Genomic DNA, 18,659 nt, shown 5'->3' with positions numbered 1-18,659 from the left:
ACTCGGGAGTAACGTCTGGCCCATGGCCGATGTGGAGGAGACGGGTGCCGATCTCGGCGCGATGCGCGCCGAATACGGTGCGGCGCATCCGGGTTCGCGGAACTCGGGACCGTTGCTGGGTGTGCACGACACGGAACTGGACGAACTCTCGGTGGCCGGGGGCTGGGAGCCGCTGCTGCGGCTGTGGATAGAACAGGCGACCGTCGCCGGGATCGCCGAACCCAATGCCATGGTGCTCGCGACCCTCGCCGGGTCCGGGGCGGACGCCCGGCCGGTGACACGCACAGTGCTCTGCAAGGGGCTTTCACCAGAGGGCGTCATCTTCTATACGAACTACGAGTCGGCCAAGGGCGCCCAGCTCGCGGCGACGCCGTACGCCTCGGCGACCTTCCTCTGGCCGCAACTGGCCCGCCAGGCCCATGTCCGCGGCCGGGTGAACCGGGTGCCCGCCGAGGTGACCGAGCGGTACTGGCGGTCGCGGCCGCGGGAGTCCCAGCTCGGCGCGTGGGCCTCGCGGCAGTCCGAGCCGATCGGCTCCCGCGCCGAGCTCGACGAACAGCTGACGCGGACCACACAGCGTTTCGCCGCGGTGGACGAGGTGCCCGTGCCTCCGCACTGGGGCGGTTATCTGCTGCATCCCGACGAGGTGGAGTTCTGGCAGGGGCAGCGCGGGCGGTTGCACAACCGGATCGTGGTCCGTATCGACGACGCCGGAATGTCGGTGCGGCGTCTCCAGCCGTGAGGGCGCGACCGGGCCGGTCATCCCATCACGCGGTCGTGTCCAGGCCCGTTACACATCCTCCGGTGATGTTTCGCACGGTTTCGCCGACAGGCTTGTGGGTACGTTCTGTGGGCGGCGGCGAGCGGCGGTTTCCGTGGATGTGGCACGGGCGTTGTCCACAACCGGCCGGGATCGGTTCTCATGCGCATTTTCCCCGGTCACAGCCATACCGGCCGGTAGGCGAACCGCTGAATCTCACGCCCCCGCGGGCCGATTGTGAGATCCGTGCGCGGGTACCCTCCCCGCCGGTCCCACCGGAGCAAGGACTAGCGTCTACCGATAACGCACCGTGTGCCGACCGCACGCGATGCCGACGGTCTTGAGCCTGAGAGGGAACCTTCCGTGCCGGAGAATCACATAAATGACGCCAAGCCGGTTCTCACCTATCCCGGTGGCGAATACCCAATGACGATCGCGCAGGCTGCCGAAGGAAACGACGGTATCGATCTCGGCAAGCTGCTGGCGAGCACGGGATATACAACCTATGACCCGGGTTTCGTCAACACCGCGTCGACCAAATCGGCCATCACCTATATCGATGGCGAAGAGGGCATTCTGCGGTACCGCGGTTACCCGATCGAGCAGCTCGCGGACAACTCGACCTTCATCGAGGTCAGCTATCTGCTCATCTACGGCGAGCTACCCACCCAGGATCAGCTCGAGGATTTCACCGACAAGATCCGCCGGCACACCCTGCTGCACGAAGACCTGAAGCGCTTCTTCGACGGTTTCCCCCGTAACGCGCACCCGATGCCCGTTCTCTCCTCGGCGGTCAACGCGCTCTCGGCCTACTACCAGGACTCGCTGGACCCCCGCGATCCCGAACAGGTCGAACTGTCCACCATCCGGCTGCTGGCCAAACTGCCCACGATTGCCGCGTACTCGTACAAGAAGTCGGTGGGCCAGCCGTTCCTCTACCCCGACAACTCGCTGTCGCTGGTGGAGAACTTCCTGCGGATGACCTTCGGTTTCCCGGCCGAGCCCTACCAGGTCGACCCGGAGATCGCCGCCGCCCTGGACATGCTGCTCATCCTGCACGCCGACCACGAGCAGAACTGCTCCACCTCCACGGTCCGGCTGGTCGGCTCCTCCGACGCCAACCTGTTCACCTCCGTTTCCGGCGGTATCAACGCGCTGTGGGGTCCGCTGCACGGCGGCGCCAACCAGGCGGTGCTGGAAATGCTGGACGGGATCCTGGCCGCCGGCGGTGACGTCAAGGAATTCATCCGCAAAGTCAAGAACAAGGAAGACGGTGTGAAGCTGATGGGCTTCGGGCACCGGGTCTACCGCAACTACGACCCGCGCGCCGCGATCGCCAAGAAGCACGCCGACACCATCCTGAGCAAGCTCGGCAGCGATCCGCTGTTCGATATCGCCCAGGCCCTCGAAGAAGCCGCGCTCACCGACGATTACTTCGTCGAGCGCAAGCTCTACCCGAACGTCGATTTCTACACCGGCGTCATCTACAAGGCCATGGGTTTCCCGACCCGCATGTTCACCGTGCTGTTCGCCATGGGCCGGCTTCCGGGCTGGATTGCGCACTGGCGGGAAATGCACAGCGAAGCCATCAAGATCGGCCGTCCGCGGCAGATCTACACCGGCTATGGTGCACGGGACTATTCCGAAATCACCAACCGCTGAATCGATTGAATCGAAGGGGATTCAAGGCATGAGCAAACCGGAGATCGAATTTCAGGCGGGTCCCCCGCCCACCGAACTGGTCATCAAGGACATCACCGTCGGCGAAGGCCCGGAAGCCGTCCCCGGCGGCACCGTCGAAGTGCACTACGTCGGCGTGGAATTCGATACCGGCGAGGAATTCGATTCGTCGTGGAACCGCGGCGAATCGATCACCTTCCCGCTGCGTGGTCTGATCCAGGGCTGGCAGGACGGCATTCCGGGCATGAAGGTCGGCGGCCGTCGCCAGCTCACCATCCCGCCGGAACTGGCCTACGGCCGGGCAGGCGGGGGTCACCACCTGTCCGGCAAGACCCTGGTCTTCGTGATCGACCTGCTGGACGCCAAGTAGGTCCGCGTATGGGGCGAACGCCCCTCGGCAACACATCTCGACCCCGGAGCTACGGCTCCGGGGTCGAGTCGCGTTTCCGGCCGGAGTCCGTTCACGCCGACCCCGTGACCACACGGTTCGGCAGGACCAGTACCAGCCGGACCCCGCCGAGGGTGCCGTCGTCGAAATAGGCTTGCCCGCCGTGCAGCTGGGCCTGCTGGGCGACCAGGGCCAGCCCCAGGCCGGATCCGCCCTTGCCGGCACGGCTGCCGCGGGCGAAGCGGGCGAAAACGGTTTCGCGTTCCTCGGGCGCCAGCCCGTGCCCGTTGTCGTCGATCGAGATGACGATGGTGTCGTCGGCGGCGCGGTGGGCCGACAGCAGCGCCTCGGTGGCGCCGCCGTGGCTGACGGAGTTCTTGACGGCGTTGTCCACCGCCAAGCGCAGGCCCGCGGGTAGACCACGGGTGACGAGTTCGGCATCGGTATCTATCCGGACGGTCACCCCGGGGTAGTGGCGCATGGCGTCGTGGGCCGCCTGATCCAGCAGCTCCGCGACATCGGTATCGATATGGTCGCGTTCGGAGGTCAGATCGCCGGAGGCGAGTCGTTCCAGCGCGGCCAGCGTGGTCTCCACCCGCCCCTGGCTGCGCTGCAGATCGGCGAGGATCTCGGCGCGCTGGGACTCGTCCAGATCGAGAGTTGCCAGCACCTCCAGGTCGGTGCGCATCGCGGTCAGCGGGGTGCGTAGTTCGTGCGCCGATACCGCGGCGAAATCCCGGGCGGTCTCCAGCGCGGCAGCCGTTTCGGTCTGTGCCTGGTCCACCCGGCGCAGCATGGTGTTCACCGCGTCGGCCAGCTGTTCGGCCTCCAGCACTCCGGAACTGTCGACGGGTTCGGGCGTGGCGTCGCCGTAGCCGGTGCGTGCCCCGACCTGCCGGGTGAGCACCACGATCGGCCGGACCGCGCGCCCGCCGAACAACCAGCCGAGACCGGCCGCGGCCGCGGCCGCGAGCAGACCTCCGAAGAGCACCCAGCGTTGCTGTTCGGCCGTCATCTCGGCCGCTTCCGCCGCGGGGATACCCAGTGAAACCGAGCGGCCGGCGGGCTGATTATCCGTAGTGGTCAGCACCCGGTAAGGAGTGTCCCCCACGGGGACTGTCTTCGTACCCGGCGCCAGATCCGGCAGCTCGACGGAACTCGAGGCGAGGACCCGGTCCTCGTCCCGGACGGTCAGCGCCATATCGCGGTCGGGACCGAGCAGGTTCACCACCCCGACGGCCACCACCGGCTCGATCAGTACCAGCCGCGAAGCGATCCGCAGTTGCTGATCGGTCTGCTGCAGGTTGTTGTGCTCGATGGCGGGGACGGCGATCGCGCTCACCACCGCCACGATCAGCACTGCCCCGGCCGCCGCCGCCCCGGCGACCCGGGTGCGCAGCGAATACGAACGGCGGCGTCTTCGCCCGGAAGCCCGGCCGATCACTTCGCCTCTCGCAGCACGAACCCGACGCCGCGAATGGTGTGCAGCAGCCGGGCGGTGCCGTCGACCTCCAGCTTGCGGCGGAGATAGCCGACGAATACGTCCACCACATTCGTATCGGCCGCGAAATCGTAGCCCCACACCAGTTCCAGTAGCCGTTCCCGGCTCAGCACCACACCGGCGTTACGCGTCAGGGTCGACAGCAGTTCGAATTCACGTTTGGTCAGCTCGATCTGCCGGCCGTTCAGCATCGCTCGATAACCTGCCATATCCACCTGGAGCGGACCGACCGAGACGATATCCGGAGCCCCGGGAGCGGTGGCGGTATCGGTGCGCCGCCGCAGCAGCGCCTTGATCCGCGCCACCAACTCCGCCAGGACGAATGGTTTGACCAGATAGTCATCGGCGCCCGATTCGAGGCCGGCGATCCGGTCACCGACGGAACTGCGCGCGCTCAGCACACAGATCGGGACCTCGTTCCCCATCGCCCGCAGGGCCGTCACCACCCCCGCCCCGTCCAGCACGGGCATATTCATATCGAGGACGACAGCGTCCGGCGCCTCCTCGGACACCGCGCGCAGCGCGGCCGCCCCATCCCGGGCGACACTCACCCGGAACCCGGACAATCTCAGGCCTCGCTCCACCGACGCGAGAACATCCTCGTCGTCGTCGACAACGAGTACCGCCGGATTGCTGATCCGCTCCGTCACATCGTCCATTATCTCTGGCTGTGTTTATTTGGCGCGCCTTCGGCGCGCGGGGTCGAGGCCCCCTTGGTCCCGCCGTTCAGGCCTCGAGACTCGCGCTTCGCGCATGCGCTTCGAGGCCTGAACGGCGAGACGGGCCTCAACCTTGGAGGTGTCTCGTAAAACTCGACGCATGTGGGTTACGTCGGCATTCGAGGGTCGGGGTGGCGCATGGCCACGCCTGCGACGCGGGCCACCGCGGTCTCCCGCTCCCCGGTTGGCCGCACGGCGCCGGGCACCGAGACCGTGGAATGCGTGCCCGGCCTTCTGCTGTGCCGGTTGTCGTTCGCCCGCGGCTTCATCACCGATCCCGAAGTTTCGCGCTTTCCGGCCCCCGATGGATCCCTACCGCGACCGGTGCCGCCCCAATCGGCGCTTCCGGCGGGCGAAGTACCGGCCGTCGATCCGGTCCAGTGCGATGTTCTGGCGGAACGCTTCGCTCAGGTTCTCGGCGGTGAGCACATCGTCGAGCAAACCTTGGGTGACGATCTCACCCTCACTGATCAGCATGCAGTGGGTGAATCCCGGCGGGATCTCCTCGACGTGGTGGGTGACCAGCACCAGCGCCGGGGCGTCGGGGTCGGAGGCCAGATCGCCCAGGCTCTCCACCAATTCCTCACGGCCGCCCAGGTCCACGCCCGCGGCCGGTTCGTCCAGCAGCAGCAGCTCCGGGTCGGTCATCAGGGCACGGGCGATCAGGACCCGTTTGCGTTCACCTTCCGACAGCGTGCCGTAGGTGCGGTCCAGAAGGTGTTCGGCACCCAGGCTTTCCAGCATGTCGATCGCACGGTCGGTGTCGACGTCGTCGTATTTCTCACGCCAGCGGCCGAGTACCGCGTAACCGGCGGAGACGACGAGATCGGCGACCCGCTCCTCCGGTGGGATACGCGCGGCCAGCGCGGCGGACGACAGGCCGATCCGGGGCCGCAATTCGCTGATGTTCGTTTTACCGAGCCGTTCGCCGAGTACGTAGGCGGTGCCGTAGGAGGGGTGGGTCTCGGCCGCCGCGACCTGCAACAGCGAGGTCTTACCGGCTCCGTTGGGGCCCAGGACGACCCAGCGTTCGTCGAGTTCGACCTGCCAGGTCACCGGGCCGACGAGATTGTGCCCGTTGCGGCGGATGGAAACATTGGTGAAGTCGATGAGCAGATCTGGATCGGGGTGCGCCACGCGCTCCATCTTGTCTCGAGGCGAACACGCTCGCGGCACCGGGCACCCGCGATTCGCCGCGGCCCCGGCGCGGAAGACCGCCCGGACCGGCAGTATGCGACAAACAGGACGGGCAGGTGGAGGCCCGGACGCAACGGCTCAGGGGTGGGCCGGGAGGTGGCGCGTATCGCCGAGGGCCTCGATCCGGCGGTTGTGGTAGAAGTCGTCCTCGCACAGTTCCGTGATACTGCCGGAGGGGGCGTGGAAGGCCACGTAACCGGTTGCTTCCAGCGGCATTCCGATCCACGCGGCCAGCACGAAGGTGAGAGTGCCGCCGTGGGTGACGATGATCTGGTTCGCGCAGCGGCTGTCCAGAATCGCGTGCATGGCGGCATAGACACGCCGCGCGAACGCGGCCCGGGTTTCGGCGCCGGGAATACCTTCGTCGTGCGCCATCCGGTCGCCGACCGCCGGCGGCGGTACGAACCGCTGGTCGAGCCACTGCTGGGGCCGTCCACCGGCCGCGCCGTAAGACTTCTCCCGGAGCCGCTCGTCGTATACCGGTGTCACGTCCAGCTCGGCCCCGATCGCCGCGGCGGTTTGCGCGGTCCGCCGGAGATCTGACGAGAACACTTCGACGCTCGCGTCGCCGGGGATCCGCGACCGCAGGGCATGCGCGACGGCCACCGCGGCGCGTTCACCCGCCGCGGTGAGCCGGGAGTCGTACCAGCCGCCGACCACCCGGTCGACATGATGCGTCGCCTCGGGGTGGGTGACGACGTGGACGGTACGCATCTCCTACCACTGGTCCGGCCGCGCGGGCCGGGTGGCGATCACGGTCGTCGAACCCGGCGCGACCTCGGTGAAACCGGCGTCGCGCACCGCGGTCGCCGCGCTGCGGGTGACGGCCGCGCGCAGCATCTGCCACTCGTCCGGCCCGGCCTCGCGCACCGCGCAGGCGAACCCACGCTGCGCCCAGATCCGGGCCTGTTCCACCGGCAGCGCACCGGCGAACAGCATGCTCGCGTGCCCGACCTGCGCGGCGGCCTTACCGACGGTCATCCCGAGCTCTGCGTTCACCCAGAACACCGGCACGTCCAGGGGCACCGGCCCGGGATCGTCGGATTCCAGATCGGTGCCACCGATCTGCAGGCGCCGGATCCGTGGATCGACCTCCCCCACGGGCCCCGGTACCAGGGCCCGCACCAGCGCGCCGCCACTTTCCACGGTCACCCCGGGGACCTCGTTCGCGGCCGCCCACTGCGCCCCGCGCGCCCGCCGGGCGACCTTCCTGATCCGCGCGCGCTTCCACGCCAGATACCGCTGCTCCCATTCGCCCTCGTACCCGACGCGCGGGTCCAGGCACAGTGCGACCGCCGCGGCCGCCGCGGCGGCGAGCACATCGCTGCGCGCGGGCGGATCGGTCTTGGGCAGGTACAGCACCATCTGCATCGCCTGCACCTGCGCGGGATCCTCGGGATCGCCCAGCTTCCCGTACCCCGCGGCGAGTTCGGCGTGCCGTTCGGAAAACCCCGGGTCCGCGAGGAACTCGGGATCGGTGACTTCCGGGAAGTCCGGCTCCGCATCCATCTCGCGACCGTTCGCCGCTACTTCCGTCACGCTACTATCCGGCATTCCACCAACCCTCCCAACACCCGAGCTTCACCGGACGACAGCCTACCCACGCACCGACACCGAACCCCCTCGCGGTGCCGAGTCCGGCTCGGCCCCAGACCAATACAATTCACCCCAGTGGTACCCGCCGCAGCAGCCCGTCCTCGGCGTCCGCGGCCTCGACCTCGTCTCGGGTCACGCCCAGGATGAACAGCACGGCATCCAGGTAGGGGTGCGACAACGCGGTATCGGCGACCTCCCGCAGCGCGGGTTTGGCGTTGAACGCCACGCCCAGGCCGGCCGCGTTCAACATATCGATATCGTTGGCGCCGTCGCCCACCGCGACCGTCTGCTCCATCGGCACCCCGGATTCGGCCGCGAAGGCCCGCAGCGCGGTCGCCTTGTAGGCGCGGTCCACGATCTGCCCGACCACCCGGCCGGTGAGTTTGCCGTCGACCACTTCCAAGACGTTGGCCCGGACGAAATCGAGGTCGAGTTCGCGGGCGAGCGGGTCGATCACCTGCCGGAATCCACCGGAGACCACCCCGCATCGGAAGCCGAGCCGTTTGAGCGTCCGAATGGTGGTCCGGGCGCCGGGCGTGAGCTCGATCGTCGCCGCGACCTCGCCGATCACCGATTCGTCCAGTCCGGCCAGCGTCGCCACCCGCTGTCGCAGCGATTCCGCGAAGTCGATCTCCCCGCGCATCGCCGCCTCCGTAACCTCCCGCACCTGCTCCTCGACGCCCGCGTAGGCGGCCAGCATCTCGATCACCTCACCCTGGATCAAGGTGGAGTCCACATCGAAGACGATCAGTCGTTTGGCCCGCCGCGCCAGCCCGGCCGGCTCCACCGCGATATCGACCCGTTCGATGACTGCCACATCCGCCAGCGCGGTCCGCAACCGGGAATCGGTATCCCCGCCGTGATCCGGCGCCGTGACCATGAGTTCCATCCCGGTCACCGGGTAGTCGGCGATACCGCGGATGGTGTCGATATTCGCGCCGAGCCCGGCCAGTTCCCGGGACACCGCACTGAACGCCCGTGCCGTCACCGGCGACCCGAGCACTACGACGGCGTGCGTGGACACCGGGGCCCGCGCGACGTGGGCGTCGATATCGACGTCCACCTGCATGCCGACGGTGTTCATCGCCTCCTCGAGCTCGTCCTGCAGCGATTCGGGGTCGGACGGACAGCTGATCAGCACACCCAAGGTGAGCCGGCCGCGGATCACCACCTGCTCGATATCGAGCAGACTCACCCGGTGCCGCGACATGGCCGTCAGCAGAACCGACGTCACACCGGGACGATCGGGCCCGGTAACGGTGACCAGCACGGTGGTCTCGGCCACAACAACTCCTGTATTTTCGGCGCCGCCTCCGGCGGCGCGGGTCGAGGTCCGCACGACCCCGGGCACGAAGCGCCACGCTGCGCACGATCGCAGGACCCGCGGACCTGCCCACAACAATGTAAGTACACGCCGCCTCCCGCCCGTGGACGACCCCCTTCTCTCACCTTTCACGACAACGCCGACATACAAGTGCACCCGCCGACCGAGGTCGGCGGGTGCACAGGGACAGAACCGGAGGACCCGCTAGGACTTGACCAGCGTCTCCTCGGGATGATGCTTGGCATCGCCCGTGAATCCGACGTGCGCTTCCGTGCGCATCCGCTCGATCATATGCGGGTAGTGCAGTTCGAAAGCGGGACGTTCGGAGCGGATCCGCGGCAGTTCGTAGAAGTTGTGCCGCGGTGGCGGGCAGCTGGTGGCCCATTCCAGGGAGTTGCCGTAGCCCCACGGATCGTCCACCGTGACCACCTCGCCGTACCGGTAGCTCTTGAAGACGTTCCACAGGAACGGCAGCATCGAGGCGCCGAGGATGAACGCACCGATGGTGGAGACGGTGTTCAGCGTGGTGAACCCGTCACCGGCCTGGTAGTCGGCGTAACGGCGGGGCATACCTTCGGCGCCCAGCCAGTGCTGGACCAGGAAGGTGAGGTGGAAACCGAGGAATGTGGTCCAGAAGTGCCACTTCGCGAGCCGCTCGTCCAGCATGCGGCCGGTCATCTTCGGGAACCAGAAGTAGATACCGGCGTAGGTGGCGAACACGATGGTGCCGAAGAGCACGTAGTGGAAGTGCGCGACCACGAAGTAGGAGTCGGTGACGTGGAAGTCCAGCGGCGGGCTGGCCAGGATGACACCGGACAGACCACCGAAGAGGAAGGTGACGAGGAAGCCCACCGAGAACAACATCGGTGATTCGAACGTCAGCTGCCCCTTCCACATGGTGCCGATCCAGTTGAAGAACTTCACACCGGTCGGAACCGCGATGAGGAAGGTCATGAACGAGAAGTAGGGCAGCAGCACCGCGCCGGTGGCGTACATGTGGTGCGCCCACACCGCGATCGACAGGGCCGCGATGCCCAGGGTCGCGTAGACCAGGGTGGTGTAACCGAAGATCGGTTTACGGCTGAAGACCGGGAATATCTCGGAGACGATGCCGAAGAACGGCAGCGCGATGATGTAGACCTCGGGGTGCCCGAAGAACCAGAACAGGTGCTGGTAGAGCAGGATGCCGCCGGTGCCCGGGTCGTAGATGTGGCCGCCCAGGTGCCGGTCGTAGGCCAGTGCCATCAGGGCGGCGGTCAGCAGCGGGAACGCCAGCAGGACCAGCACGCTGGTGACGGCGATGTTCCAGGTGAAGATGGGCATCCGGAACATGGTCATACCCGGAGCGCGCAGGCAGACCACGGTCGTCAGCATGTTCACACCGCCGAGGATGGTGCCCAGACCGGAGACGGCCAGGCCCATGATCCACAGGTCGGTGCCCACACCCGGCGAGTGCAGGATATCGGTGAGCGGCACGTAGGCCGTCCAGCCGAAGTCCGCGGCGCCGCCCGGGGTGATGAATCCGGCGGTCGCCATGGTGGCGCCGAAGGCGTACAGCCAGTAGCTGAAAGCGTTCAGGCGCGGGAAGGCGACGTCGGGGGCGCCGATCTGCAGCGGCAGGATGATGTTGGCGAATCCGAACACGATCGCGGTCGCGTAGAACAGCAGCATGATCGTGCCGTGCATGGTGAACAGCTGGTTGAACTGCTCGGGCGAGAGGAACTGCAGACCGGGACGAGCGAGCTCACCACGCATCATGAGGGCCATCAGGCCACCGATGAGGAAGAACGCCATCGAGGTGGTCAAGTACATGACACCCAGGACCTTCGGGTCCGTGGTGGTCACCATCTTGTAGATGAACGACCCCTTCGGCCCTGTTCGCGCCGGAAATGGCCGAGTCGCTTCCACCCCCTGCGGGACTGGCTTGGGCTCTACGGCAGTCACTGATCCTCCTGAAGGTGCCTTTAGGTCGCTCCGCAGGCTCCACTGTTTTTGCCCGCCGCCCGGTGCGCCCGGACGGCCAACGGTTAGCTTGCGCTTCTCGAATCGTAAACCGTCCGCCGAAGCGGGGTCCCCCGGGTCCTACTCTCTGTCGTACTCGGGGCTGCCGATCACTCTTTCCCGAGCGAACACCCGCCGGACATCAGTGGCGGCCGCACGCCTCGGAGTAACCGACCCCGCTCACCGTCCATGTCGCCACAGCCGCACAGCCGCACAGCCGCACAGCCGCACAGCCGCACAGCCGCACAGCCGCACAGCCGCACAGCCGCACAGCCGCACAGAAAGGACGTAACCCGCATGCGTCGAGTTTTCGAAGGGTTGAGGCCCGTCTCGCCGTTTCGGCCTCGAAAGCGCATGAGCCGAAGGCTCGAGTCCCGAGGCCGAAACGGCGAGACCAAGGGGGCCTCGACCCCGCGACGCCGCAGGCGGCGCCGAACAACACTGCCGTGTACCCTTCCCGGCATGCCGGTGAGCCCCGCTGTCCACACCCCCGCCGCGCGTGAGCCCCGGATCTCCGGGCGGACCGGCCGGATCCTGGGCGCCGTGCTCGCCTGCACCGCGCTGGCGGTGTCCGCGTGCGCGAGCCATCCCGACGATTCGGCCTCGATCATCCGCACCACGACGAATATCGCCGGGGCGGGCGTGGTCGGTATCGAGCGCGACACCACACAGGCCTGCCCGATGCCGTCCGCGCCCGATCCGGCGGACGGACCGAGCCGTACCGTCCGGCACGCGTCGGGCGAGTCCCGGGTCCCGGCGGATCCGCAGCGCATCGTGGTGCTGGGCACCCCCGCGCTCGACGCCACCTGCGCGGTCGGTTTGTGGGAGCGGGTGGTCGGCACGACCACCCTCCCGGGTCCCGTGCCGCAGCCCGGCTATCTGGGTTACGGGGTCGTCGAGATCCCCGGTGTGGGTACCGCCGCCGACCCGGATCCGGCACTCATCGCCCGGCTGGACCCCGACCTGATCATCGGTGAGGTGCCGGCCGGCCGGGCCGGCTACGAGGCATTGAGCGCGATCGCCCCGACGGTGCTGGTCGGCGCGGAGCCGAACTGGGAGAAGCAGTTCACCGCGTTCGCGGGCGCAATGGGCCGCCAGGGGGCGGCCACGGCGGCGCTGGACGCCTATCACACCGAGGCCGCCGATACCGGCGCCACCCTCGATGCCCGCTACGTCCAGGCCTCGATCGTGCGTTTCACCCCGGGCGGTACGGAGTACCTGGGCAGCGAGACCTTCGCCGCGCAGATCCTCGCCGGCACCGGCGCCACCCGGCCCACCGCGCAGCGTGACAACTCCGCGCCGATCGACGAATCCGATCCCGTGGCCGCCGAAGGCGACCTGATCTATGTGCTGTTCGCGGGCGCGGACGGGCAGGAGCACGGGGAATCGGTGATGCGTTCGCAGCCGTGGGAGGAACTCGGGGCAGTGGCCGACAATCGCACCTTCGTGGTCGACGACACGCTCTGGCACACCACCGGTCTCACGGCGGCGCGGGCGGTGCTCACCGATATCCGCGACACCCTCAACGCCTACGTCATGGACTGACGCTTCCCGCGCACACCCGATCGGAGCAGCGGCCGCTGGTACGGGTCCGGAACTCGGTACCGCGCGACGACAGTCGTCCGCCGAGCGGGGGCGATCGGTCCACAGAGGACTCACAGTGCGGCTCCAGCAATCCGCCAGACAGCGTTCCTACCGTGGTTGGCACCCCATCGGAAAGAGGTGCGCACGTGCGGAAACGACCTGAACGGCCACGAACGGAACTACCCCACGAACACGATCTCGGGTTCGCCCACGATATGTCGGTGATGCTGTCCCGGCGGCGCGCGCTGTGGCTCATGGGCGCGGTCGGGACCGCATCCGTGGCCGCGGCCTGCTCGTCCGGCACCGGCACCACGACCACCGGTTCGGCATCATCCACCGCCGCCGCGAGCGGCACCGCGGTCGCCGCCGCGCCGCAGGAGACGGCCGGACCGTATCCCGGTGACGGCTCCAACGGGCCCAATGTGCTGGTCGAGTCCGGTGTCGTCCGCTCCGATATCACCGGCAGCTTCGGTTCGTACACCGGTACCGCCGAGGGCGTGCCGGTGACCATCCGGCTCACCCTGCAGGATCTCGCGCGCGACGGCGCCGCCGGTAAGGGTATGGCCCTCTACCTGTGGCATTGCGACCGCGACGGCGAATACTCGCTCTACGGCCGGGACATCACCGAACAGAACTATCTGCGCGGGGTCCAGGTCGCCGACGAGGCCGGGCAGGTGAGCTTCACCTCGATTTTCCCGGCCTGCTATTCCGGCCGCTGGCCGCATATCCACTTCGAGGTCTACGACAGCCTCGAGACCGCGGTCGCCGGGGATAACGCCCGGCTGACCTCCCAGATCGCGCTGCCCCAGGAAGCGTGCGAGCAGGTGTTCGGTGCCGACTCCGGTTATGCCCGCAGCGTGCCGAACCTTGGGGAGGTCACGCTGGCCGGCGACAATGTCTTCGGTGACGGCTGGGACGCCGAGCTGGCCACGGTGACCGGCGACCCGAAGCGCGGGATGGAGGTCTCACTCACCATCGGCGTAGCCGAGAAGTCGGCGAATCGAGCCGAGGGTGGTCCCGGCCAGGGCGGCACCCCGCCGGAACCGCCCGCGGGTGGCTCGGGACCCGGCGGCGCTCCGCCGGCGGGCCCACCTCCCGGCGGCGGAACGTCCTCCGACAACTGACCCGGCGGCCGCGGAACGATAATCCGGCCGGCTGACCGAGAAACACGGCCCGCACCGGCGCCCGCCCCCGCCGAAGCCACCGGTCCGCAACCGGACATCAACCGTTCCGAGACCCTGTTTCCGCAGGTGAAAGCCATAGCGGGCGTACCGTCGAGGTATGGGCGGCAAGGCTGAGGGTGATCGCTCACTCGCGAGCCGGCTGAGTATCGGGATCGCCATCGGACTGGCGATCGGCATCCCGCTCGGCCTCGTCGTGTTGAACAACCTGACACTCGGAATCGGGCTGGGTATCGGCTTCGGACTGGCCTTCGGTCTCGCCATGGCGCCGTCGAGCGACGACAGATCCGACGGCCACCACAAACCGCCGACCGACGACTGAAGTACGCTCGGCGCCTGCGGTCCCACGCGCGCCGAAACCTCCCGCTCCTAGCGCATTCGACGCGCGAAACACAAGTTGTGGTAGCGCTCGGTGATTCGACCCCCAAGGGGTAGTGTTACGGCACGCGCAGGGCAGTCGTCGGATTCGTTGGGAAGGGTGTGGAAGCAGCATGAAGCTCATCGATCGGGTTTCGGCCATCAACTGGAATCGGGTACCCGACGAGAAGGACGCCGAGGTCTGGGATCGGCTCACCGGTAACTTCTGGCTGCCGGAGAAGGTCCCGGTGTCCAACGACATCCCCTCCTGGAACACCCTCACCGCCGACGAGAAACAACTCACCATGCGGGTGTTCACCGGCCTCACCCTGCTGGACACCATTCAGGGCACCGTCGGCGCGGTCAGTCTCATTCCCGATGCGCTGACCCCGCACGAAGAAGCGGTGCTCACCAATATCGCGTTCATGGAGTCGGTGCACGCCAAGAGCTACAGCTCGATCTTCTCCACTCTGTGCTCGACCCGCGAGATCGACGACGCCTTCCGGTGGTCGGAGGAGAACCGCAACCTTCAGCGCAAAGCCGAGATCGTCCTCGAGTACTACCGCGGCGAGGACCCACTCAAGCGCAAGGTCGCCTCCACCCTGCTGGAGAGCTTCCTGTTCTACTCCGGCTTCTACCTGCCGATGCACTGGTCCTCGCGCGCCAAGCTCACCAACACCGCCGATATGATCCGCCTGATCATCCGTGACGAGGCGGTGCACGGCTACTACATCGGCTACAAGTACCAGCGCGGACTCGAACAGGTCACCCAGGCCGAACGCGACGACCTGAAGAACTACACCTTCGAGCTGCTGTTCGAGCTCTACGACAACGAGGTCGACTACACCCAGGACCTCTACGACGAGGTCGGCCTGACCGAGGACGTCAAGAAGTTCCTCCGGTACAACGCCAACAAAGCCCTGATGAACCTGGGCTACGAGGGCCTGTTCCCGAAGGACGAGACCGACGTCAACCCGGCCATCCTGTCGGCCCTGTCCCCCAACGCCGACGAGAACCACGACTTCTTCTCGGGTTCGGGTTCCAGCTATGTCATCGGCAAGGCGGTCAACACCGAGGACGAGGACTGGGAGTTCTGATCCCCGGTGAATCGGGTCCCGTCCGGTTCTGTCACCGGACAGCCGGAAATCGGGCCGGCGTCATAGCGACGCCGGCCCGATTTTCATATATCGAACCGGAGTAGCGGCTGGTCGGCGCCACCGGAACCGAGTCACAGATTTGATGGTTTCGCAACCGGAGCGTCCGACCGCCCGCCGTTAAGGTTGATGGCGACCTACCCACTTCAGGGAGATGGCGATCATGGCAAATTCGGTCATGGACGACTACGTAAGTCAGCTGCGCGTCGCACTACACCAGCTCCGCGATTGGCCCTACCCCGATCAGATCGATCACGAGCTTTTCCGGGCATTCATGAAAACCCCGCACGATGTGGGCGGGGAACCGGATGCGCCGGCTGTTTCCGAAGAAAAGGAGGAGGAGGTCTGGGAGCTCAATACGTTCATCACCTGCGAGGTGCTGGGCTGGCGGGGCATCTGGACTTCCGAGGAACGCCGCCGGCTGGGAAACGTCGATGTCGGGCGGACGCAGTATCTCGGCTTTCCCTATTACGGCCGCTGGGTGCTGGCCGCCGCTCGTTGCCTCATCGACAAACGGCATATCACGCTGCGTGAACTGCTCGAACGAACCCAGGAGGTCCGGGAGCGCAGCGCGGGCAGCTCCGGCCCGTTGGCGGCCGCGCCCCGCGGCACCGGAGAAGGTACCGAGGTGGTGCGCAACATTCATCACCGTGACGCGGTCGGCTACGGCGATCCCCAGTGTTTTGCCGGGCAGGCCGACACTCCCCGGTTCGGGGTCGGTGACCGGGTGGTGGTGCGTGACCTTCCGACTATCTTCTACACCCGCACCCAGGAGTATTTGCGCGGTAAACCGGGGACGGTCGTCACAGTGTCGTACGAGAGCCCGATACCGGAGGACGAGGCTTTCGACCGCGAGGACCGGCGCCCCGAATGGTTCTACATCGTGCGCTTCGATATGACAGATCTGTGGGATCCGTACCAGGGGTCCCCCGGCGACACCTTGCAGGCGGAAATATCGGAGCCCTGGCTCCAGGCGATCTCGTAGACCGGGTTACACCTCAGTGAGAGGAACGCGATGAGCGGGATATCGAACGAAGGCGAGGACTCCGAAGCTCCCCGGCACGCCGCGCCGATGGTGGAGGAGGTCACCGATTTCGAGGTGCTCGAGATCGCGCTCCGCGAGCTCGCGATCGAAAAGGGACTGTTCACCGCCGAGGACCACCGCCGGTATACGGAGTATTTCGAGCAACTCGGTCCGGCGCCGGGCGCCCGGTTCGTCGCGAAAGCGTGGTCCGACCCCGATTTCAAGCAGCTCGCCTTGGACGACGCCATCACCGCATGCCATGAGGTCGGCATCGATTGGCTGAAACCGACCGGCTTCGGCACGCCCAGCGATTTCACCGCACTGCACGTACTCGAGGACACGCCGACGCTGCATCACGTGGTCTGCTGCAGCCTGTGCTCCTGCTATCCCCGCCCGCTGCTCGGGAATTCGCCCGAGTGGTATCGGACGCCGAACTACCGCCGCCGGCTCGTCCGCTGGCCGCGTCAGGTACTCGCCGAATTCGGCCTCTACCTCACCGAAGACGTCCGGATCCGGGTCGAGGACTCCAATTCCAAGCATCGGTTCATGGTGCTGCCGGTACGTCCGGACGGCACGCAGGGATGGAACGAGGAGCAGCTCACGCAGATCGTGACACGTGACTGCTTGATCGGTGTCGCTCTGCCCAAGCCCGGACGCACCGCTGACGTGGAACGCCCCGTGCACACCGCGGTGCACCCGGCGCAGAACTATTGATGGACCGGAGGACAACAGATGCCAGTGAGCGAGGACGTCACGCGGGTCAGAGTGCAGTTGCTGGAAGAGATGATCGCCCGGGGGCAGGTGTGGTCACGGATGGCCGGCAAGTACGGCGTCGAGAACCCGTCTCCGCCGTGGAAGTCGAGTCTGGACGGGATATGCGACGCCCTCGACCGGGAAGGGGCGGCGCTACCGCTGCTCGCTCGGCGTGACGAGGAGGACCGTCTCACCGGGGAGGTGTATCCGGCGCTGCCGTTCCCGGAGAATCAGCTCGTCGCGCTGGCGCATTCGTTGATCGCCCGGGAGATCATCGACGAGGCCGAACTGGCCGACCATATCGAGCAGGTCCGGGCCAGACTCGAAGCGGGAGAGTGAACCGACCGGCATCGAACCGCAACCGCACCGGTCAGTACACCTCGTCGGCGAACACCTCCGCGATATCCGACGCGGTAATGGCCCGGTCGAACCAGCGGTCGAGGACGTCGAGGTCCGCGCAATTCCTGATACGTTCCTCGGCCGAGGCCGGAACGGCGATACCGCGAGCCTGCAACAGGCGCAGCGTCTTGTCGGTCACCTCTTCGAGCTTGCCCTCGACACGCCCTTCGACGCGCCCTTCGACGCGCCCTTCGACGCGCCCCTCGGCACGCAGGCGCTGGGACGTCTTCGAACGGTAGAACGACAGGTCCACGCTCATCAGTTTGCTCCAAGTTTCCGCGGCCGGCGTGTTACCGAGGCCGAGTTCGGTGAGTTCGGCGAAGACGTGGAGGTCTTCTTCGTTGCCGAGGCTGTGCAGAGCATCGGCGAGTGCTTTCAGTATGGCATCGACGCCGGGATCCTTGGCGTGCGTAATCGCCGACAGAGTGGCCAGCGGAATATCGGCCGAGGCGATATTCGAGTCGGTAACGACCGGAACATTGTGCGGCCCGAGCACGAGCGGACGCACAGTGACGGTGGGCCAGTGCGGCAGGCCGATGGTGATCGGTTCGGCCGCCCACTCGGCGGTCGCGGTCTCCTGGCACACGACGAGCAGCACAACGCCGAGCCGATATTTTGCGTGCAAGTGGGTCAGGTAGTACGCCCACGCGCTCGGCTTGTCCGCATCTCGCCGGCTCTGCGCCTCCACCAGGAGCAGGAACGGCGTGCCGCCGACCGTTGTGATGCGCAGTAGGGTGTCGACCCGGCGCTCGAGCGGCCGGACCTCGGTGAGATCGTTGGTGAGAACCGCGACCTCCGACGGATCGTCGAAGGGCAGTTTTAGTGCCCGGAACGCCCGCGCGAAGACGCCGGGATCGTGTTGGAACAGGCGGTGCATCGCCTCGTGTGCGGAGCCGACCATTAGCGGGACGATAGCCGTAAAGTGTTGTCGCGCAAAGAATACGACTGAAATCGCGGTGTGTCGTAATGTCGGCGCGTCTCCACGAAAGGCCCGCCGGGACGCGTCTCCGGTGCGGCGATGGTGCCGCCGCACCGGAGATG

General features: G+C 67.0%; 18 protein-coding genes. 10 read left to right on the top strand and 8 right to left on the bottom strand.

The annotated features are described in order from the left end of the window. Positions 1–22 precede the first annotated feature (22 nt). The 3 genes from pdxH (at position 23) to AB0H42_RS25025 (ending at position 2,810) form a co-directional block, all read left to right on the top strand. Entirely contained in the window at positions 23–742 is a 720-nt protein-coding gene (gene pdxH / locus AB0H42_RS25035; RefSeq protein ID WP_357059908.1) for a pyridoxamine 5'-phosphate oxidase, read from the top strand. A gap of 381 nt (positions 743–1,123) precedes the next feature. After that, entirely contained in the window at positions 1,124–2,422 is a 1,299-nt protein-coding gene (locus AB0H42_RS25030; protein WP_081876987.1) for a citrate synthase, read from the top strand. Positions 2,423–2,450: 28 nt separating this feature from the next. Continuing rightward, positions 2,451–2,810: an FKBP-type peptidyl-prolyl cis-trans isomerase gene (locus AB0H42_RS25025; RefSeq protein ID WP_030522790.1), complete on the top strand. Its 360-nt coding sequence runs from the start codon at positions 2,451–2,453 to the stop codon at positions 2,808–2,810. Between the two features lie 91 nt (positions 2,811–2,901). Here the strand turns inward: AB0H42_RS25025 and AB0H42_RS25020 are convergent, their stop codons facing one another. From AB0H42_RS25020 to ctaD, 7 genes are all read right to left on the bottom strand, one after another. Beyond that, positions 2,902–4,272 (bottom strand): HAMP domain-containing sensor histidine kinase, encoded by a 1,371-nt coding sequence (locus AB0H42_RS25020; RefSeq protein WP_357059906.1) that lies wholly within the window; start codon positions 4,270–4,272, stop codon positions 2,902–2,904. After that, a complete protein-coding gene (locus tag AB0H42_RS25015; RefSeq protein WP_357059903.1) occupies positions 4,269–4,988 on the bottom strand; it encodes a response regulator transcription factor in 720 nt (239 codons plus the stop codon). Before AB0H42_RS25015 ends, AB0H42_RS25020 begins: the two co-directional genes overlap by 4 nt. Positions 4,989–5,360: 372 nt before the next feature. Then, entirely contained in the window at positions 5,361–6,194 is an 834-nt protein-coding gene (locus AB0H42_RS25010) for an ABC transporter ATP-binding protein (protein WP_357059900.1), read from the bottom strand. Between the two features lie 129 nt (positions 6,195–6,323). Next, on the bottom strand, positions 6,324–6,959 hold the full coding sequence (locus tag AB0H42_RS25005; protein ID WP_357059897.1) for a histidine phosphatase family protein: 636 nt from the start codon (positions 6,957–6,959) through the stop codon (positions 6,324–6,326). 3 nt (positions 6,960–6,962) lie between these two features. Then, positions 6,963–7,754 (bottom strand): aminoacyl-tRNA hydrolase, encoded by a 792-nt coding sequence (locus AB0H42_RS25000; protein ID WP_357059895.1) that lies wholly within the window; start codon positions 7,752–7,754, stop codon positions 6,963–6,965. A gap of 154 nt (positions 7,755–7,908) precedes the next feature. Further along, a complete protein-coding gene (serB, locus tag AB0H42_RS24995; protein WP_357059892.1) occupies positions 7,909–9,126 on the bottom strand; it encodes a phosphoserine phosphatase SerB in 1,218 nt (405 codons plus the stop codon). Positions 9,127–9,369: 243 nt separating this feature from the next. Beyond that, positions 9,370–11,109: a cytochrome c oxidase subunit I gene (ctaD, locus tag AB0H42_RS24990; RefSeq protein ID WP_357059890.1), complete on the bottom strand. Its 1,740-nt coding sequence runs from the start codon at positions 11,107–11,109 to the stop codon at positions 9,370–9,372. Between the two features lie 519 nt (positions 11,110–11,628). Here ctaD and AB0H42_RS24985 point away from each other — a divergent pair. The 7 genes from AB0H42_RS24985 (at position 11,629) to AB0H42_RS24955 (ending at position 17,558) form a co-directional block, all read left to right on the top strand. Continuing rightward, positions 11,629–12,711 carry an ABC transporter substrate-binding protein gene (locus AB0H42_RS24985; protein ID WP_357059887.1) on the top strand — a complete coding sequence of 361 codons (1,083 nt, stop codon included), beginning with the start codon at positions 11,629–11,631 and terminating at the stop codon, positions 12,709–12,711. 185 nt (positions 12,712–12,896) lie between these two features. Further along, on the top strand, positions 12,897–13,874 hold the full coding sequence (locus AB0H42_RS24980) for a dioxygenase (RefSeq protein WP_357059884.1): 978 nt from the start codon (positions 12,897–12,899) through the stop codon (positions 13,872–13,874). 157 nt (positions 13,875–14,031) lie between these two features. Next, on the top strand, positions 14,032–14,253 hold the full coding sequence (locus AB0H42_RS24975) for a hypothetical protein (protein WP_357059882.1): 222 nt from the start codon (positions 14,032–14,034) through the stop codon (positions 14,251–14,253). A 169-nt stretch (positions 14,254–14,422) separates the two neighbouring features. Next, positions 14,423–15,385 (top strand): class 1b ribonucleoside-diphosphate reductase subunit beta, encoded by a 963-nt coding sequence (nrdF, locus tag AB0H42_RS24970; RefSeq protein ID WP_030521968.1) that lies wholly within the window; start codon positions 14,423–14,425, stop codon positions 15,383–15,385. 220 nt (positions 15,386–15,605) lie between these two features. After that, positions 15,606–16,427: an SH3-like domain-containing protein gene (locus AB0H42_RS24965; protein ID WP_357059879.1), complete on the top strand. Its 822-nt coding sequence runs from the start codon at positions 15,606–15,608 to the stop codon at positions 16,425–16,427. A gap of 30 nt (positions 16,428–16,457) precedes the next feature. After that, the gene (gene scnC, locus AB0H42_RS24960) at positions 16,458–17,180 is read left to right on the top strand and encodes a thiocyanate hydrolase subunit gamma (protein WP_357059876.1); all 723 of its coding nucleotides are present in this window, start codon (positions 16,458–16,460) and stop codon (positions 17,178–17,180) included. 18 nt (positions 17,181–17,198) lie between these two features. Continuing rightward, the gene (locus AB0H42_RS24955) at positions 17,199–17,558 is read left to right on the top strand and encodes a thiocyanate hydrolase (RefSeq protein ID WP_357059875.1); all 360 of its coding nucleotides are present in this window, start codon (positions 17,199–17,201) and stop codon (positions 17,556–17,558) included. Positions 17,559–17,589: 31 nt separating this feature from the next. On the opposite strand, the gene AB0H42_RS24950 is transcribed toward AB0H42_RS24955, so the two are convergent. Continuing rightward, on the bottom strand, positions 17,590–18,651 hold the full coding sequence (locus AB0H42_RS24950) for a hypothetical protein (protein ID WP_357059873.1): 1,062 nt from the start codon (positions 18,649–18,651) through the stop codon (positions 17,590–17,592). Between the last annotated feature and the right edge of the window lie 8 nt (positions 18,652–18,659).

The sequence above is a fragment of the Nocardia sp. NPDC050799 genome, assembly GCF_040654015.1.
In the GTDB taxonomy this organism is placed as follows: domain Bacteria; phylum Actinomycetota; class Actinomycetes; order Mycobacteriales; family Mycobacteriaceae; genus Nocardia.
The sequence above is the reverse complement of the archived record's forward strand: the minus strand, read 5'-3'. Positions and strand labels throughout refer to the sequence as shown.

What these genes read in the sequence shown, in the direction of transcription:
- AB0H42_RS25005 (WP_357059897.1), bottom strand. Translation starts at nt 6,959, where the DNA reads ATGCGTACCGTCCACGTCGTCACCCACCCCGAGGCGACGCATCATGTC.
- AB0H42_RS24965 (WP_357059879.1), top strand. Translation starts at nt 15,606, where the DNA reads ATGGCAAATTCGGTCATGGACGACTACGTAAGTCAGCTGCGCGTCGCA.
- AB0H42_RS24985 (WP_357059887.1), top strand. Translation starts at nt 11,629, where the DNA reads ATGCCGGTGAGCCCCGCTGTCCACACCCCCGCCGCGCGTGAGCCCCGG.
- scnC (WP_357059876.1), top strand. Translation starts at nt 16,458, where the DNA reads ATGAGCGGGATATCGAACGAAGGCGAGGACTCCGAAGCTCCCCGGCAC.
- AB0H42_RS25000 (WP_357059895.1), bottom strand. Translation starts at nt 7,754, where the DNA reads ATGGATGCGGAGCCGGACTTCCCGGAAGTCACCGATCCCGAGTTCCTC.
- AB0H42_RS24975 (WP_357059882.1), top strand. Translation starts at nt 14,032, where the DNA reads ATGGGCGGCAAGGCTGAGGGTGATCGCTCACTCGCGAGCCGGCTGAGT.
- nrdF (WP_030521968.1), top strand. Translation starts at nt 14,423, where the DNA reads ATGAAGCTCATCGATCGGGTTTCGGCCATCAACTGGAATCGGGTACCC.
- AB0H42_RS25015 (WP_357059903.1), bottom strand. Translation starts at nt 4,988, where the DNA reads ATGGACGATGTGACGGAGCGGATCAGCAATCCGGCGGTACTCGTTGTC.
- AB0H42_RS25010 (WP_357059900.1), bottom strand. Translation starts at nt 6,194, where the DNA reads ATGGAGCGCGTGGCGCACCCCGATCCAGATCTGCTCATCGACTTCACC.
- AB0H42_RS24955 (WP_357059875.1), top strand. Translation starts at nt 17,199, where the DNA reads ATGCCAGTGAGCGAGGACGTCACGCGGGTCAGAGTGCAGTTGCTGGAA.
- AB0H42_RS25025 (WP_030522790.1), top strand. Translation starts at nt 2,451, where the DNA reads ATGAGCAAACCGGAGATCGAATTTCAGGCGGGTCCCCCGCCCACCGAA.
- pdxH (WP_357059908.1), top strand. Translation starts at nt 23, where the DNA reads ATGGCCGATGTGGAGGAGACGGGTGCCGATCTCGGCGCGATGCGCGCC.